This is a genomic window from Exiguobacterium sp. s138, from assembly GCF_018618775.1.
Classification (GTDB): domain Bacteria; phylum Bacillota; class Bacilli; order Exiguobacteriales; family Exiguobacteriaceae; genus Exiguobacterium_A; species Exiguobacterium_A artemiae.
The window spans coordinates 35,373-52,795 of sequence record NZ_JACSMW010000001.1 but is presented as its reverse complement, the minus strand read 5'-3'; the positions used below and the strand labels follow the sequence as shown (position 1 = coordinate 52,795).

General features: G+C 46.1%; 16 protein-coding genes. 6 read left to right on the top strand and 10 right to left on the bottom strand.

Going from position 1 to position 17,423, the window contains the following annotated elements; translation table 11 throughout:
- Positions 1 to 29: 29 nt before the first annotated feature.
- Positions 30 to 638 (top strand): YczE/YyaS/YitT family protein, encoded by a 609-nt coding sequence (locus tag KNP91_RS00340; protein WP_483297810.1) that lies wholly within the window; start codon positions 30 to 32, stop codon positions 636 to 638.
- Positions 639 to 696: 58 nt separating this feature from the next.
- Here the strand turns inward: KNP91_RS00340 and KNP91_RS00335 are convergent, their stop codons facing one another.
- On the bottom strand, positions 697 to 1,440 hold the full coding sequence (locus KNP91_RS00335) for an ABC transporter permease (RefSeq protein WP_214765650.1): 744 nt from the start codon (positions 1,438 to 1,440) through the stop codon (positions 697 to 699).
- Complete coding sequence (locus tag KNP91_RS00330; protein ID WP_214765652.1) at positions 1,418 to 2,335, bottom strand: ABC transporter ATP-binding protein; 918 nt, start codon at positions 2,333 to 2,335, stop codon at positions 1,418 to 1,420. Before KNP91_RS00330 ends, KNP91_RS00335 begins: the two co-directional genes overlap by 23 nt.
- Before the next feature lie 148 nt (positions 2,336 to 2,483).
- Between KNP91_RS00330 and KNP91_RS00325 the strand changes: the two genes are divergently transcribed.
- The 3 genes from KNP91_RS00325 (at position 2,484) to KNP91_RS00315 (ending at position 6,164) form a co-directional block, all read left to right on the top strand.
- Positions 2,484 to 2,969 (top strand): GNAT family N-acetyltransferase, encoded by a 486-nt coding sequence (locus KNP91_RS00325; protein ID WP_214848124.1) that lies wholly within the window; start codon positions 2,484 to 2,486, stop codon positions 2,967 to 2,969.
- A 46-nt stretch (positions 2,970 to 3,015) separates the two neighbouring features.
- Positions 3,016 to 4,614 carry a sensor domain-containing diguanylate cyclase gene (locus tag KNP91_RS00320; RefSeq protein WP_214848121.1) on the top strand — a complete coding sequence of 533 codons (1,599 nt, stop codon included), beginning with the start codon at positions 3,016 to 3,018 and terminating at the stop codon, positions 4,612 to 4,614.
- Positions 4,615 to 4,703: 89 nt separating this feature from the next.
- Positions 4,704 to 6,164 carry a sucrose-6-phosphate hydrolase gene (locus KNP91_RS00315; protein WP_214848119.1) on the top strand — a complete coding sequence of 487 codons (1,461 nt, stop codon included), beginning with the start codon at positions 4,704 to 4,706 and terminating at the stop codon, positions 6,162 to 6,164.
- A gap of 58 nt (positions 6,165 to 6,222) precedes the next feature.
- On the opposite strand, the gene KNP91_RS00310 is transcribed toward KNP91_RS00315, so the two are convergent.
- A complete protein-coding gene (locus KNP91_RS00310) occupies positions 6,223 to 6,717 on the bottom strand; it encodes a GNAT family N-acetyltransferase (protein ID WP_214765665.1) in 495 nt (164 codons plus the stop codon).
- A gap of 225 nt (positions 6,718 to 6,942) precedes the next feature.
- On the opposite strand from KNP91_RS00310, the gene KNP91_RS00305 reads away from it, so the two are divergent.
- Entirely contained in the window at positions 6,943 to 9,117 is a 2,175-nt protein-coding gene (locus KNP91_RS00305; RefSeq protein ID WP_214848116.1) for an ATP-dependent helicase, read from the top strand.
- A gap of 57 nt (positions 9,118 to 9,174) precedes the next feature.
- On the opposite strand, the gene mscL is transcribed toward KNP91_RS00305, so the two are convergent.
- The 7 genes from mscL to KNP91_RS00270 form a co-directional block, all read right to left on the bottom strand.
- Entirely contained in the window at positions 9,175 to 9,564 is a 390-nt protein-coding gene (gene mscL / locus KNP91_RS00300) for a large-conductance mechanosensitive channel protein MscL (RefSeq protein WP_012369609.1), read from the bottom strand.
- Between the two features lie 20 nt (positions 9,565 to 9,584).
- On the bottom strand, positions 9,585 to 10,478 hold the full coding sequence (locus KNP91_RS00295) for a Cof-type HAD-IIB family hydrolase (RefSeq protein WP_353048705.1): 894 nt from the start codon (positions 10,476 to 10,478) through the stop codon (positions 9,585 to 9,587).
- A gap of 73 nt (positions 10,479 to 10,551) precedes the next feature.
- On the bottom strand, positions 10,552 to 12,012 hold the full coding sequence (gene cls, locus KNP91_RS00290) for a cardiolipin synthase (protein ID WP_353048704.1): 1,461 nt from the start codon (positions 12,010 to 12,012) through the stop codon (positions 10,552 to 10,554).
- A gap of 136 nt (positions 12,013 to 12,148) precedes the next feature.
- Entirely contained in the window at positions 12,149 to 13,573 is a 1,425-nt protein-coding gene (gene hemG, locus KNP91_RS00285; RefSeq protein WP_214848110.1) for a protoporphyrinogen oxidase, read from the bottom strand.
- Complete coding sequence (gene hemH, locus KNP91_RS00280; protein ID WP_214765673.1) at positions 13,563 to 14,495, bottom strand: ferrochelatase; 933 nt, start codon at positions 14,493 to 14,495, stop codon at positions 13,563 to 13,565. Before hemH ends, hemG begins: the two co-directional genes overlap by 11 nt.
- Positions 14,492 to 15,538 carry a uroporphyrinogen decarboxylase gene (gene hemE, locus KNP91_RS00275; RefSeq protein WP_012369604.1) on the bottom strand — a complete coding sequence of 349 codons (1,047 nt, stop codon included), beginning with the start codon at positions 15,536 to 15,538 and terminating at the stop codon, positions 14,492 to 14,494. Before hemE ends, hemH begins: the two co-directional genes overlap by 4 nt.
- A gap of 142 nt (positions 15,539 to 15,680) precedes the next feature.
- On the bottom strand, positions 15,681 to 15,983 hold the full coding sequence (locus tag KNP91_RS00270; protein WP_012369603.1) for a MerR family transcriptional regulator: 303 nt from the start codon (positions 15,981 to 15,983) through the stop codon (positions 15,681 to 15,683).
- 117 nt (positions 15,984 to 16,100) lie between these two features.
- Between KNP91_RS00270 and KNP91_RS00265 the strand changes: the two genes are divergently transcribed.
- Entirely contained in the window at positions 16,101 to 17,396 is a 1,296-nt protein-coding gene (locus tag KNP91_RS00265; protein WP_214765675.1) for an ammonium transporter, read from the top strand.
- The last annotated feature ends 27 nt before the right edge of the window (positions 17,397 to 17,423 follow it).

Genomic DNA, 17,423 nt, shown 5'->3' with positions numbered 1-17,423 from the left:
CTGTGCCTCGCATGAGTCAATAAAAAAGAATCATCATTTATTTATTTTCAATTTTGATTAACGCCCTCGGTAACAGCTTCATGGTCACCGCGGCCATCGGAAGTGCTCCCTGGACCTCTGCCAGTGAAGCGTTGGCCCGTATTTCGCCGTTGACCGTCGGACTGGCCATCGTCGTCCTGCATGTTTTTGCGCTCGCCAGTGCTCTGCTGCTTGGGAGCCGGTTCAGTTGGTGGACGATTTTACTTAGTTTTTCCCTTGTCGTTCTGTTCGGAACGGCGATTGATTTCTTTTTGTCGATCCACCAGCTCCTCTATACACCGGTCGCCTTGTGGGCACGTATTTTGTATATGATTATCGGGATGCCGTTGATTTCGCTTGGACTGGCGCTTTACTTGCAAATCGGATTTGTCCTGATGCCGCCCGACTATTTGATGAAATCATTGATCAGCCGGTTCAAAAGTACATCCATCGGTGCAACGGTCAGCCTGGCAATTCCTTTTTTAATTGCCAGTATCTTATCGCTTGTCGAACACGAATTGATCGGGATTGGCGTCGGAACGTTTGTCTTCCTCCTCTTAAACGGTCCCCTGATTGAATTTTTCCAAAAAACATTTCCAATCACCCGTCGTGTCACCTGATGAAAAAAATCCGGTCTGCTCTGTGAATATCACAGTGGAGACCGGATTTTTTTCGATTTTAAAGATATGATTTTTTTTGGAAAATCAGGATTGATCCGCCGAATAACACCAAGATGTGTGCCAGAACGAAGAGGACGGAAAACGTCAATGTAGTTCCCATAGGTTCTGCTGTTCCGTACGTCAACGCGCCTTTGAAATACATGGACCAGTCCAGATGCATCAACACAATCCATTTCGCGATTTCCGGTTTAAAGGCAAGTAACACTGTTCCGGCAATCGACGTAAAGAACTGGGCCAGCACAGTAAATCCGATGATCATACCGACAGAACGGAAGACCAGCGAGAAGAACAGCGTCATGAAAATCGTAAAGACCGGAGTGACGAGTGAGAAGACGGTATCGCGCCACTGGATACCATCACCGGCTTCAGAAAATGCAAACGATGCGGCGTACGTAATGATAACGATGAAAATGAATTGACCAAGCATGATTAAAATCGAGAACAACAGTTTCGAGAAATAAATCGTCATCCGCGAATACGGACTCATCAGCAAATGTTTCATCGTATCATAGCGGACTTCATTCCCGACCGTCTCCGCCGTGAAAACAATCGTGATGATACCAAGCAGATTGAACAGAATAATCGTCATGAGCATATAGTAGTCACTGCGTGTAAGGTCAGCATCATTCATTTTCGCAACAACGACGACTCCGACGGCGATCAGAACGTATAGCGCCAGGACGATTTTTGATTTTTTCATCGTCCACCATTTCATCCATTCATTTTGTATGAGCGAAAGCATGTGAATCCCCCTCTTTTTTCGTCACTTGCAAGAATTGTTCTTCGAGTGTCATTCGTTTCACTGTCAGTTCATGTAAATCAGCAATCGGGACGATTAATCGGGCGATGGCCGGTGTCTCGGTTTCAGGTGCCGTGATAATGATGTGATCGTTTAAGCGTTCTGCCGGATAGTTCGCAATTCGTAATGCTTCAATCACATCACGTATATTAATTTCAGGAACACGAATCATGATTTTGGCTCCCGTCTCATTCCGAACGGATTCGACTGATTTGATGACACCTTGGTCGATGATGGCATAGCGGTCACTGATCTGTTCCATTTCCCCCAACATGTGACTGGAGATTAAAATCGCAATATCCTGCTCACGGGCCATTGCCCGGAGATATTCACGCAGTTCGGCAATCCCTGCCGGATCCAGGCCGTTCGTCGGCTCATCTAAAATCAGCACCCGTGGATTATGTAACAAGGCGCGGGCAATTCCGAGACGCTGTTTCATTCCTAGTGAATATTCTCCGACTTTTTTAGACAGTTTTCCTTCAAGTCCAACGAGTTTCGCCAGTGCCTCATAATCGACCTGAGTCAAACCCGGAATCAGATTCTTTGCATGAACCAGATTTTGTTTGCCTGTCATGTATGTGTAGAAAGCCGGATTCTCAACGATTGCTCCGATTTGTGTCAAAGCTTTTGAGCGTTCATGGACGACGTCGAAGCCATTGACGGTGACCGTTCCCTCATCTTGCTCAAGTAATCCCGTTATAACTCGGATGGTCGTTGTCTTCCCGGCCCCGTTTGGTCCAAGAAATCCAAACACTTCTCCCGGTGCCACTTCAAAGCTGACATCCTTTAAAATCTGCTCTTTGCCTAGACGTTTTGATACGTGTTCGATTTTCAGCATCTTTTTTCCTCCTCTTGCTGTTCTTCTTACTTCAGTGTACGCGATATCAATTAAAAAAGTTCCTATCCTTACAATTATGTAATCCGTTTCCAGTTTGAACTTGTATACTAAAAGAGGTGTAGGACTCTAACTGACAGGAGGAAACCCGATGCCATTGCAGTTTGTTCCGGTGACAAAAAAAGATTTTCCGATCATTCAATCGATTTTTGCTGAAAATCCGCATTATGTGCAACTCGAAGACCGAATCTATCCTTTATCGGATGACGAATTAGAAGAAGAATTTTTAAATGCTGATACGATTAGTCTGCTCTGTATTGACGGTGACGATGTGCTTGCCCTCATTGATTATTTACCGGAACATCCAACCGACCACTCCACCTGGATCGGTTTATTCATCATGCCCGAACGACTTCATCGACAGGGTATCGGTTCGATGATCTATCGTATGTTTCACGAACAGTATCTACAGGATTGTCCTGTAATCCGACTGGCTGTCCTGCCTGAAAATGTATCAGGACGTCGCTATTGGGAACATCTTGATTTCCGCTTCGAACGACAGGGTGTCTCCGACTGCCATCAACCCGTCGAAGTTTTTCTCAAAATAAATTCATCAGATGATCGTATGTTAAAATAATGAGAAGCATTCTACTTCTTGTATTAATTGAATTGGAGTTTATTACATGAAGAAATTTTCTATCCGTTTTGATGCCTTACTTGCTTTATTGATTGCCGGTCTTTTTTTCGTCATGACACTTTCTCTGACGTTTTTAATCAGTAATCGTGCAACAGACCGCCTAAAGGATGAGGTGGGAACAACCTTGTCCGCCACAGCTTATCAATTATCCGATAAACTCGATCACTACATGTGGTCCCGTACTGCCGAAGTCAATGTCTTACGGACTTTGCCAACGATTCGGGACGGGAAAAATCCAGCTGAAACACGGAATACGCTGGAGCAGTTGCAACAACAAATCCCTGACTTTTCCTGGATTGGTGTAATGAATCCCGATGGCCAAGTCATTGCTTCAACAGGGAAAATATTAGAGGGCCAATCAATCAAAGCACGTCCCGTCTTTCAGGAAGCTCAAAAAAAGCCATTCATCGGTGATGTACATGACGCTGTTCTACTGGCCAAACTGCTTCCTAACCCGAGCGGCGAACCGCTGCAATTCGTCGACATCAGCACACCGTTGTTCACGAACGGAAAAATGACTGGTGTTCTCGCCACTCACCTCAGCTTTGAGTGGGCCAAGGAAATCGAACAAAGTTTCCAAAGCTCTACGGCGCAGATTAAAGATGTCGAATTCCTCATCGTCAGCAAACAAAACCGGACCGTTCTCCTCGGTCCGAAGCAGTGGCGCGGAAAAAATTTGCCGTCTGATTGGCTAGCCGGAAATCAAAAAGGATACCGGATCTCCAACTGGGAAAATGATCAAGAATACTTAATCGGCGTCGCCGAAAGTAAGGGCTACAAAAATTACAACGGACTCGGCTGGACGGTTCTCGTCCGCCAACCGAGCCAAATCGCCTTTTCGGACGCAAGCACTTTGAGAAACTACATCCTGATTGCCGGATTAATTGCTTCTTTGTTGACGGCCATCATCGGTTGGTTCGTAGCCAGACTGTTGACCCGCCCCTTAAAGAAAATCACACTGGCAGCAGAAGCTATGCAACATGATCGGTCCAAGTCGATTCCGGCACATACCGGGATTCGGGAGATCGAAGTCCTGTCCGTCGCCTTGCGTGAACTGACGACAAAATTAACCCATACCGAGCAAGAACGGACAACGTACGAGTCACTCGCCCTTCACGATGCTTTGACCGGTCTGCCGAACCGGAATGGTCTATCGGAATATTTGGATGGGCTGTCGCGTAAAACGCACGACCAGATTTATCTGTATCTTGATTTAGACGGCTTCAAAGCTGTCAATGACCAGTATGGTCATGCCATGGGTGATTTATTGTTAATCGAAGTCGCCGATCGTCTTCAAAAATCCTTACGTTATGAAGGTCTTGTGGCACGGCTCGGTGGCGATGAATTTTTAATTATCTTGAACGAGCCGATTACGACAGAAGAAATCGACCGGTACGGAAAAGACATCATTCATACACTTTCTTATCCTTATCTTTTGAATCAACAAACTATATTGATTGGAGCCAGTATCGGCGTCGCCATCCGTTCGGCGGAAGAATCGATCGAACAGGTGATTCACCGGGCAGATATTGCTTTGTACGATTCAAAACACCAGGGCAAAGGATGCTTGACCTTCCATTACTAAGAGACGTTATTGACAAGATCACCGCTACTCCGTAATGTGAACGCATAGAAGAAGCAATCCCCAACTACTTACAACAAGGAGCTGACAACATGAATCAGTGGACACGCGAAGCACGTTATCGCCCGCTTTCCGATCTTGCACCGGAAGTGTATCAACTCATGAAAGAAGAAGTACGGAACTCACCTTGGCGGTTTTCTTTTCACATCCAACCTCCGACCGGTTTATTGAATGATCCGAACGGATTTGTCTATCACAACGGGACGTACCACCTCTTTTATCAATGGTTCCCGCTCGGCCCCGTCCACGGATTGAAGTATTGGTACCATATGACTTCAAAGGATTTAGTGCATTGGTTCGATGAGGGGGCAGCTCTTATTCCAAACGATGATCCTGATTCACATGGTGCTTACTCCGGAAGTGGTTTCGTCAAAAACGATCAGGTTCATGTTATGTATACAGGAAACAAGCGGGACGCCGAATGGAATCGCCATACGAGTCAAATCGTCGGTCACCTTCGTTCGGACGGTCGGATTGAAAAACATCTGCCTCCTGCCATTCCAGAGGTTCCGACCGGTTATACCGAGCATTTCCGGGATCCTAAAGTATTTCAGCATTATGATACATGGTATTGCATCATCGGAGCTCAACGCGATGATTTAAGCGGATGTACGGTCATGTACCAATCGCTGGATGCGGAAAACTGGACATTCATGGGTGAACTCAACACCGGATATGATCAATTCGGTTATATGTGGGAGTGCCCCGATTATTTTGAACTCGACGGAAAAGGATTCTTATTATTCAGTCCGCAAGGGATTTCTCCCGAGAACGACCGATATCAAAACATCTTCCAATCCGGATACTTGATGGGACAGCCGCTCGCCCTGCCGGAACTCACTTTCCAACATGAAGATTTTGTTGAACTGGATTTCGGATTTGATTTTTATGCGCCGCAAACAACACTGGCAGTAGACGGACGCCGGATTCTTGTCGGCTGGATGGGATTACCGGACATCTCGTATCCAAGTGACCGGTTTAACTGGGCACACGGTTTGACATTGCCCCGAGAACTGACACTCGAAAATCAGCAATTGCGCCAAAAACCGGTCCGGGAACTGATATCACTCCGTAAAGAAACGTTGTACGAACAGGAACTGGAATTGGTCGATCAACTCCTGCCTGCACAAGCAGAAATTTTCGAGCTCGAGTTGTCCCAGTTGCAACTTTCTTCTGATCAATTGGAAGTGAAGCTCCGCGTCAGTGACCAGGAACAGACGGTTCTGCGGTACGATCAACAAACGAGACGGTTTACAATGGACCGCGCGTCATCAGGTGCAGAAGTACCAGCACTCGACTACGGAACTACTCGTTCGGTCACATTGACTGAACCATTGCATACGTTACGTGTGTTCGTCGATCGTTCGTCCGTCGAAGTCTTTCTCAATGACGGAGAAGCCGTGGCTTCCGCCCGGATTTTCCCGAAGACGACGAGCCAAGGCATCGTTCTGACCGGTGACGCGACAGCGCATTTGGCGATTTACAGTCTCTAATTTAGCTCAAGACAGAAAAACACATTCCTCACAGACAATCAGCTGAGGAATGTGTTTTTTATTGCGGTGCCGTCTCTTTTTGAAGATCAAAGGCTAATATGTGTTGTTCGCCGATCGGCCCCATGACAGATTGTAAGGTATCCACGTAACCTGTTTTGAAGTACAAGGATTTTGCTGCGATATTCTTTTTATTGACCGCTAACGTAATCGCCGTCACTTCCGGAAAATGTTCGTTTACGAAGGCAGGAAGTTGCATCATCGCTTCTTTGGCATATCCTTGCTGTTGGTGTCTGGCATCAATCGAAAAAGCCCGCAACAGGACACTGCGTTCATCCGTCCGGTGGGTTTTCGGAGGATTTAAATGCAGGATGAAAAATCCGACGACTTCCGTTTCTTTTTTAATGACGACCGGAAACTTGTCTGGATTACTTAATGCTTCCGACACGACCTCGGTCGGAAATGTCGTAAATTGGATTTGTTCCTCCGGAAGAATAAACGCATCACATTGTTCATAGTGTTTGTTGGTATACATAAACAGCTTTACTTGAGACATACTTTTTCCGCCTTCCATTAGTCAAGGAGACACAACACTCCCCTTACATCTATTTCCATTTTACATGTTCTAGATGTTTTAGCCAATGCTTCAGGAACGTTCGTGTAAAAGATTTTATCTTTACTTATATTCCACTTCTTGTGTAGACTTAATCAATTGTCCGACTGAAAATGCTAAACTAAGAAAAGAAAATTGAGTTTATAAAGGTAAGAGGTGAATAAACCGATGTCCCCAGACTTTTTCGAGCGGATGGAGATCGAAACCGGAACCAAATTAAATGCGGTCCAGCGCCAAGCGATTGAGCACGATCAAGGTCCGCTCTTATTACTCGCTTCCCCGGGTTCAGGAAAAACGACAACATTAAATTTTAAAATTGCCTATTTGATCCTTGAGAAAAAGGTGAATCCCCGGTCCATCTTGGGATTAACTTTCAGTAAAGCCGCTGCTCATGAGATGGCAGAACGTTTTTATGACTGGTTTCATCATTTAATCGGAACAACGGCTTCTTTCTCGACCATCCACAGTTTTGCTTTCCAAGTCGTCCGTGACTATGGGTCAACACACCGCCTTCAGTATACGATCATCGAAGGCGCCATTGAAAAAACGGCAACACACCGTCCGGAGCAGCCGTTGCATAAACGGATGATTCTTCGCCGGATTTTCCAGGAAATCAACCGGAGTGTCATTACGGAAGATCAGATGGATGAATTGCTGCGTATGATTTCCTTCGTGAAAAACCGCTTACTGGTTACGAAGGACATTGAAACATTAAAGACGACCATTAAACATTTTCCGGAGATTTACTCCGCCTATGAGCAATTTAAGTTGCGGGATCCGCTCCATCCACTGATGGACTTCGATGATATGCTGACATATGCCAATACGATTCTTTCGCAGGATGCGGCACTACTTGCCTCGTATCAACGCCGCTTTGAATATATTTTAACGGACGAAAGTCAGGATACTTCTTTGGTGCAGCATCAACTTGTCGAAAAACTGGCATTGCCTCACAATAACCTTTGCGTCGTCGCCGACGATGATCAAACGCTGTACAGCTGGCGCGGTGCAGATGTATCAAAAATCATCCACTTTAAGGATACGTATCCCGATGCGACTGTATTGTACATGGAACAAAACTATCGTTCCTCTAAAGAGATCGTCGAAACCGCCAATCGGTTCATTCAGCGGAATAAGGTCCGTTACCCGAAGAAGATGTATACGGAAAATCCGTCTTCCCGTGCCATCACCGTTGAAACGTTACCGGCGTACGAAGACCAAACGCGGTATGTCATTCGTCAATTACGCGAGGAAACGAATTTTAAAGAAGTAGCGATTTTATACCGCAACAACTCGTCCTCGATTAATATCATGAATGCCCTTGATCTAGCCGGTATCCCTTTTTATATCAAGGACGTCGACCATAAATTCTTTAGCCATTGGGTTTTAAAGGATGTCTTACATTTTATCGAACTGGCAAACGATCCTTCTGATGTTGAGATTTTAGCGCAAATTCATACGAAATTTGCAGGGTATATCTCAAAAGTTCAATTACAGCGTCTTTATGAACTGCAGAACGGTGAAAACGTCTTTGATCTGCTGCTTCAACATGTCGAGATGAAGTTTTATCAAAAAAAACAGTTGAAAACCATTAAATCCGTCTTCGCTGCCATACAAACCGCCCGTCCGGCTGCCGCTTTGGCAATGATTCGCAATGAACTCGGTTATGAAAAAAATCTTAAAAAAATGAGTGACAGTCTTGGATTCAGCATTGATTTTTTACTCGAGATGCTCAATACGATTGAAAATGTCGCAAGTGATCTTCCGACTTCCCTTGCCTTTAAAGAGCGGATTTTACACCTCGAACAACTCATGCGTCAAGCGAAGTCGAACAAACATCAAAATGCTGTCACCTTATCGACTTTTCACAGTGCTAAGGGACTCGAGTTCGATCGTGTCTTTATGATCGATTTAATCAACGGTGTGCTTCCATCGTCGGATAATATTAAATCTTACAAAGACGGACAACTCGAAGAAATGGAAGAAGCCGTCCGTCTATTTTATGTCGGAATGACACGGGCACGTCATGATCTTCACCTGTTGTCTTACCGGTATAAGTCAAAACCGGTCGAGGAATCCTTATTCATCGCAAATATCCGCCAGATTCTTAATCCGGATCAAAAGGCACAAAAAGAAGCCCGTTATGCTTCACGTTTGAATGAAAAACCTGCCGGGCCACTTCTTCAAGTCGAGAAAAATATGCGGATCCGGCATACATCCTTCGGTGAGGGAACGATTGTTCATGTAATGGACGACGTTCTTGAGATTCAATTCGATAAAGGCATCGATAAGCAATTGTCCCTTCAAGTCTGTTCTGAAAATCATCTGTTAACGATTTTATAAAAAAAGGCGCACTTACCATCCGGATCATGTTCCGGAGTAAGTGCGTCTTTTGATTACTCATTTCATCCGTTCATTCTGTTGACGGACCAATGCATCACGGATTTCCGTGAGCAGTTTTTCTTCCGTCGTCGGAGCTGCGACTTCTTCTGTCGTCTCCTCTTTCCGGCGAAAAGCATTGATGCCTTTGACGAATAAAAATAACGCAAACGCAATCAAGATAAACTCGATGCTTGCTTGCAGGAATTGACCGTATAACAAATTAGCATTTCCGACCTCGACCGACAATCCTTTGACATCAATTCCACCAATGATGATACCGATCAATGGCATGAAGATGCTGTCGACCAGCGACTTGATGATACCGCTGAAAGCCGCCCCCAAGATGACCCCTACTGCCAGGTCGATGACATTTCCGCGAAATGCAAACTCTTTAAACGCTTTGAACATTGCCGGTTGCCCCTCTCATTTTACGTCCATGCCCGATCAGCCAACTGACGAATCGCATAGCCAACCCCATTTTCATTATTTGTTTTCGTCACTTGATGGGCAATCGCTTTTGAATCGTCATGACCATTCCCCATCGCAATCGCCATACCGGCCACTTTGAACATCGGAACATCATTCAAGTTGTCCCCGATGACGGCGACTTCTTCGATCGACACTCCAAGGTGCTTTGCCAGTGTTTTGACCGCTGTTCCTTTATCGGCACCAAGTGCCATGACTTCGATATTGTCATGCCCGGATGATGTCACGTATACACCCTCCACTTTTTGTTCGATTTCTTCCCAAATTTTCTTCATCAACTCTTGATCAAATGAGAAAGAAATGAATTTAAAGACTTGTTTGGTCTGGTTGCGGATGAACGAACGGAAACCGTCAATCATTTTGACATCTTCGTTGACATAATACCGGTCATGGAAAAATTCCAGGACATTTTTGGCCCGGTCGCTTTCCTGACTCATTTCTTTCAGCGAATCATAAGCGGCGTCAATCGTCGCCCCTTGTGCTGTGACAAGTCCTTTATCACAAAACATTTCAAAGAAAACTTCATATTGACTGATGATGCCGTAAATTTGTTGCGCCTGTTCCGTCGTCAGTGTCGTTGCACTCAGCTCTTCGCCGTCAGCAGTCAACACACGTGCTCCGTTAGAAGCGATGATCGGGCACGTAATTCCCGCCTCGTCCGTCAGTTCTTTCGCATTTAAGTAGTTCCGTCCTGTCGCAATAGCAAAATCAATGCCTTGTTCTTTTGCAGCTTCAATCGCCGCAATCGTTTCCGATTCTATTTTCTGTTTGCTGGATAACACCGTACCATCCATGTCTGAGATCAATAATTTGATTGCTTTTGCCAAAACGTTCACTCTCCTTTATCTTTTTCCATTTTACTATACCATTTTCAGCATGATATTCCTGTTCCGACCCTTTTGATGCCGCTCAAAGGATCGGAGACAACAAGCGGGAAATACTTTCTTTAAACTTAACGAACCGGGATCGTTCCGCATATTTTTCAGCGGTCAGCTGCTCACAGACAAGACAATCCGCTTCGAACAAACGGGCTAATTCTTCAGCAACATGCCGGTCGTAGACGATCGAGTTCATCTCAAAATTCAATCGGAAGCTCCGGGCATCGATATTCGTCGTTCCGACGGAGGCGATTTCCCGATCGACGACAATCGTTTTGGCATGAAGAAATCCGGGTTCATACGTATAGATTTTCGCTCCATAATCAATCAGTTCTCCGGCTGCTGCTGTCGTCGCCCAGTAAACAAACGGATGATCCGGTTTGTTCGGAATCATGATTCGGATTTCTACACCCGACAGCAATGCCATCTTACAAGCGTCCATATAACTCGTATCCGGGATGAAATAAGGTGACTGGATATAAATCGAGTGTTTCGCGGATGAAATCATTTTAATCAGCAGATTTTTGAGATGTTCCGTTTTCGAATCCGGTCCGGACGTCACAATCTGCATCGGCAATTCCTGTTCAATCGAGTGGGCGCCATAATAAAAAGCATTTTTTGCCGTATAGCTGTCGCTCGCCTGGTTCCAATCCAAGATGAATCGGTCCAGTTGATCGTGAACAACCTCTCCTTCCAAGCGGAAATGCGTGTCGCGCCAGTAGCCGAATTTTTCATCAATTCCCAAATACTCTGTTCCGACGTTAAAGCCGCCGATATAACCAATCTTCCCATCGACGATACAGGACTTCCGGTGATTCCGGTTGTTGAGACGGAAATTAATCAGACCGATTGTCGGCGGGAAAAAGGCGTACACTTCTCCGTCATGTTTCATTAATTCCTTAAAGTCGGACCGTTTTAAATCGCGGGATCCGACCGCATCATACAGCAACCGGACTTTGATTCCCTGTTTCGCTTTGTTCGTCAAAGCGGCAATCAAGGCCTGTCCCAGTGGATCCTTTTGAATGATGTAATACTGGATGTTGATTTCGTGTTCCGCGTTTAAAATATCGGTCATCATCCGATTGAATTTTTGTTCACCATCCGATAAAATCACGACATCATTATTAAAGCTGAGCAACGCATCATTTGATGTCAAATTCATCCGGATCAATTGATTGTACCGGATGATTGCTGGATGACGCTGTTGTGTCTCATGCTTGTCGAGCTCAGTCAGTTGCAGAGCAACACGACGTGACTGCTCTTGTTGCTCTGTTTGTTCGACGTGATAAAAATTCGTTTTTTTCAAAAGACGTCCAAAAAATAAGTAAATCAGGAACCCGACTAGCGGAACAAAATATAAAATCAAGACCCACGCCCACGTTGCGCCGACATCCCGCCGCTCTAAAAAAATGACGGTGATGACCGCCAATACATTCACGATAATCAAGCCGTAGGCCAATAGGACGAGCATCGTACTCAACACGTCAAGCACTGGATCTCCTCCTTTGTTTTACCTGTCACCTTTTCCCGCTGCAATGTATAAGGTATTCCTTATTTTCAAAGTAAATAAAACAAAAAAGTGCAGGAAACTCCTAAAAAAGATGGAGTTTCTTGCACTGGATAAGATTTTATGTTTCATTGACGGATTCATCTGTATGGGATTGTTCAAGTTCAATCGATTCAATCATTGTTTTCGCACTGGCTACACAATCCGGCAATCCGACCCCGTCATAGGCAAGGCCAGCGAGATAAATGCCCGGGTATTGTGCCAACACTTCTTTCCGGACACGCTGAATCCGGTCAGCATGACCGACGGTGTAAGCAGGAAGACCATCCATCAAACGGCTGATGATGACCTGCTTCGGTTCTAACGTCCGACCACAGATCTTTTCCAAGTCCTGAAGCACAGCCTGTTGCAATACCTCATCTGATTCATGAACCAGATGGTCATTACCCGGTCGTCCGACAAATGCCCGAAGGACCGTGTGATCGGGAGCCGAATGATTCCATTTTTGATCAATCGCCGTACAGGCCGTAATCGAGTACGGTGCCCGTCGATTGACGACAAAACCTGTTCCTTCAATCGGCAGCGACTCCTGTTGATCAAAAATCATCGTCACCGTTGCCGTCGAGTGGGTCGTTAACTGTTCAAGTTCCGGTAAATGAGCATCCGGTAACAGTTGAACGACTTGCGGATGCGGAATCGTCAAGAGGACATGATCGGCATACTCTGGACCGTGGTCCGTTTTCAGCCGGTATCGTCCATCTTCACGTGAGATCGCCAGTAATGGGGTTTCGAGACGAATTTCCGAGCGTTCGAGCACCTCTTCCAACCGTTCAATCAACGATTCGAGTCCTGTTTCAAGCGATAAGAACTGTCCCGTTGCCTTGATTGTTGTCTGGGGAGTTTGCGGCAATTGATCGAGCGGACGCATCAGACGCATTCCTTCAAACAATGAGCCGGCTTTTTGTTCATTTGCGACGAACTGCGGATAGGTCGCAAACGTACTCATCTGATCGATATTGCCGGCATAAATTCCGGACAGCAACGGTTCAATCAGTTTTTCAACTAATGCATCACCGAGCCGCGGACGCAAATATTCCCCGAGCGGAATGTCCTGTTCCGGAATCCTCAGACTGTCAGACGGATGCAACAGCAAGTCTGCGACTTCCTGTTTCTCCTCTTCTGTCAGTAACGTCGTTTGCCGAAACAAGTCAAGATCCGTCGGAATTCCCATGACAGCGCCTTTCGGAATCGGATGAAGGCCACCCGTATCCAAAATGAACGCTTGGGATGTATTGTTTCGGACCAGTTTTTCACCAAGTCCGATTGCTTCAATCAAATCCGTCAAAATGTGTTTGCGGGCGACGTAAGAATCCGGTCCACGCTCAATCGTAAAACCGTCTTCCCGGTACGTCGCGATCTTCCCGCCAAGACGTTCTCCGGCTTCAAGCAATGTAATGTTCAAATCGGGAAAGGCACGTTCTGCGTAATAGGCAGCGGCAAGACCAGTAATACCACCGCCGACGATGACGAGACGTTTACTTGACATAACTGCCGACCTGTTTTGAAACAGCCTCAGTGACCGCTTTCATGAAGGCAGGATCTGCGTTCGGCATGATCGGACGTGCGTAATGGATGCCCAGTTCGTCACAGACGACTTTACACTCATAATCATTGTCGAACAGGACTTCCAAATGATCGGCGACGAATCCGACCGGAACGTAGACGAATGCTTCGTATCCTTCTGCTTCATAGACGTCACGCGTCAAGTCTTGTACATCTGGTCCGAGCCAAGGTTCTGGCGTTTGTCCGGCTGACTGCCAGCCTGTGATCATATGCTTGACACCGGCGCGGGCCGCAATCAAATCTGCTGTCTCTTTTAATTGTTCCGGGTATGGGTCACCGTTCGCAATGATTTTTTCCGGTAAACTGTGGGCTGAGACGACAAGGACTGCTTTATCTTCCGGTACCGGTAACGCATCAAATGTTTTCCGGATTTCCGTGCCCCACCAGTCGATGAAAGCTTCTTCTTTGTACCATGACTCAACAGAAGCTAAATGGATGCCGTGTTTGTCTGCTACTTCTTTTGCACGACCGTTGTATGAACGGATGCTGAACGTCGAGTAGTGTGGTGCCAGTACAACCGTGACCGCTTCCGTGATACCGTCTTTCGCCATTTGTTCCACGGCGTCTTCGACGAATGGTTCGATATGCTTCAGACCGAGATACAGTTTGAATTCGATTTCGCCTGCATATTTTTCAGTCAGTTGGCGGTGCAGTTCTTCCGCTTGATCAATCGTGACTTGTGCCAGTGGTGAAACACCACCGATTGCTTCATACCGCTCTGTCAGTTCAGCCAATGCTTCTGGAGACGGTTTCCGCCCACGGCGAATGTGTGTGTAATACCGTTCAATGTCTTCCGGTTTGTACGGCGTACCGTACGCCATGACGAGTAATCCTAGTGTTTTCATTTCGCTACCTCCATTTTTTCTTTCGAGTAATCATGGATATATGCAGTGAGACGTTTTAAGACTTCCGGATCCACTTCCGGGAAGATACCGTGCCCTAAGTTAAAGATAAAACCAGGGCGTTTCATGCCCATATCAAGGATTTCTTTTGTTTTGGCTTCAAGAATCTCCCATGGAGCGAGCAGATAAGATGGATCAAGATTTCCCTGCAAGGTTTTTGTCAGTCCGCGTTCACGTGCCGCGTCTACCGACAAACGCCAGTCGAGTCCGACGACATCAAGCGGAAGATCATGCCATTCTTCTGCCAAGTGACTTGCTCCGACACCAAACATGATCATCGGAACGCCTGTTTCTTTTAATTCCGTGAAAATACGTTCCATCGTCGGTTTGATGTAAAGGACATAATCGTTGCGACTCGTCGTACCGACCCACGAATCGAAGATTTGAAACGCCTGGATACCGGCATCAACTTGTGCTTTGATATAATCGATGACCATATCTCCGAGTTTCTCCATTAAAGCATGCCAGACATCAGGGTGACCATACATCAATGCTTTCGTCTTATGATAACCTTTTGACGGTCCGCCTTCGATCATATAGCTTGCTAATGTAAACGGCGCTCCCGAAAAACCGATCAACGGTACTTCAAGACGTTCGCGCAATAATTTAATCGTCTCGAAAATGTAGGGAATATCTTCTTTTTTAAAGGTTTGGAGCGCTTGAACATCATCCATTGTCCGGATTGGATTAGCAATGACAGGACCGATGCCGCTTTTGATTTCGACGTCGACACCCATTGAAGGCAAGGGCGTCATAATATCTTTATAAAGGATTGCTGCGTCGACTCCTAACTGTTTGACCGGCAGTTCTGTCACATAGGCGCACAACTCAGGATCATGTGTAATCTCAAAAAGTGTCCGTGTCTTCTTGATTTCACGATACTCGGCTTGATACCGACCTGCTTGCCGCATATACCAGACCGGTACATGGCTTACTTCTTCGCCACGAATGGCCCGCAAAAATGTATCATTAAAGTTTTTCATCATAACTACCCCTTTTACTCGTTCTAACGCCCCAAAATAACACACGATAAGTTTGTGAACACAGAAACATTATATCTGAAATTCAGAACGGTGTGCCAATAAATCGTTTACAAAATTACAGTTCTGTTACCCGTTCATCAAATGTTCACCGTTTCTTGTAAAGTCCGAAGGCAGCATTCAACTGTCCACGAATTAAATCCGAACGTTGTTGTTCTGTTACTTTTCGTTCCTTTTCACGGATTTCGTGTGTCCGCCACCCGTCTTCAATCTTTTCTGCGACTTCTACCAGTCGCTCGATATCTGTAAAGGAATACTTTCGGGTTTTTCCGTTCGTCCGCTCCGGAAAAATCAATTTCCGTTCTTCGTAGTAACGAATTTGCCGTTCCGATAAACCGGTCAATTCGCAGACAATCCCAATCGTCATCACCTTCTTCTCCCGGTAGTTCATCTTCGTCACTCCTTTCCTTCAAAATACCATGTCAGATTTTCTGACACAAGACGTTTCTTGGAAGGGATTTCCGTCTAAAGTAAACACATACTTTAAATTGATAAAGGAGGAACGACGATGAAATTAGAAGAAATGTTAGTTTCGGTCGATACGTTTTATGTCTTATTCGCTACTTTATTAGTCTTTACGATGCAGATTGGATTTTTATTACTCGAAACAGGCATGTTACGGGCGAAGAATGCCGGACACGTTGCGGTTAAACAATTAATCAGTTTTTCCGTTGCGGCTCTTGCCTTTTGGGCAATCGGCTTTGGACTGACGTTCGGAGACGGACCCGGTTTGATTGGAACAGAAGGATTTTTCCTTCATGGCGGATTTTCAAGCCTTGACTGGTCAAATGTAACCATCGATGTCAAATTCCTCTTCCAGTTATCCTTTGTCGCAGTATCACTTGCGATCGCTTGGGGCGGTTTTGCGGAACGGGCAAAATTGTCCGTTTACCTATTGTTCGGAACATTCTTCGTCGCTGTCATCTATCCGATTATCGCCCGTTCCGTTTGGGCAGGCGGTTTCCTCGGTTCCCTCGGGATGCAGGATTTTGCCGGATCGACAGTCGTCCACTTACAAGGTGGAATCGCTGCTCTCGTCGCTGCTTTAATCTTGAAAAAACGGATTGGAGCAGAAAAAACACCGTTACTTGGTCATAACGTCATCTATTCCGTCGTCGGTGCGTTTATCCTTTGGTTATGTTGGTTTGGATTCAATGCCGGCTCGACGTTAACGATTGCTGACGGATTCTTCAGTTATGTCGCCTTGACGACTTTACTTGCGACCGCTGCCGGTGCGCTTGGTGCACTCGCCATTTCCTTCTGGCATCGTCGGGTCGCAGATATCCCGTCGATCATCAACGGCGTCCTGGCTGCTCTCGTCGCCATCACAGCCGCTTGTGCTTTCGTCGAACCGTGGGGAGCCGTCGTAATCGGTTTCCTGGCCGGAGTCATCACGTACGGAACAAGTATCCTGCTCGCCCGTCGCGTCGATGATCCGTTGTGTGCGTTCTCGGTTCATGGTGTTGCCGGGATTTGGGGCACACTTGCTACCGGATTCTTCGCTTCACCGAGACTCGTTGAAATTACAGGCATCGGACAAGCCGGATTATTTTACGGCGGCGGTTTTACACAACTTGGGGTGCAAGCACTCGGCGTCGTCTTTGCCGTCGTCGTCGTCAGTGTCCTAAGTTATGTCTTCCTCAAGTTACTCGATGTAACAATCGGTCTCCGGATTACACGTGAAGATGAACTCCGTGGACTGGACGTTGCCGAGCATGGACAAGCTTCTTACGACCTCCCTGCACCGGTCAGCAAAGAGTTGCATCCTACGTATGAAGAAGAATCGACTGAAAAGGTCAACTGAATTTCACCGTCAAACACCCCTTCGCCG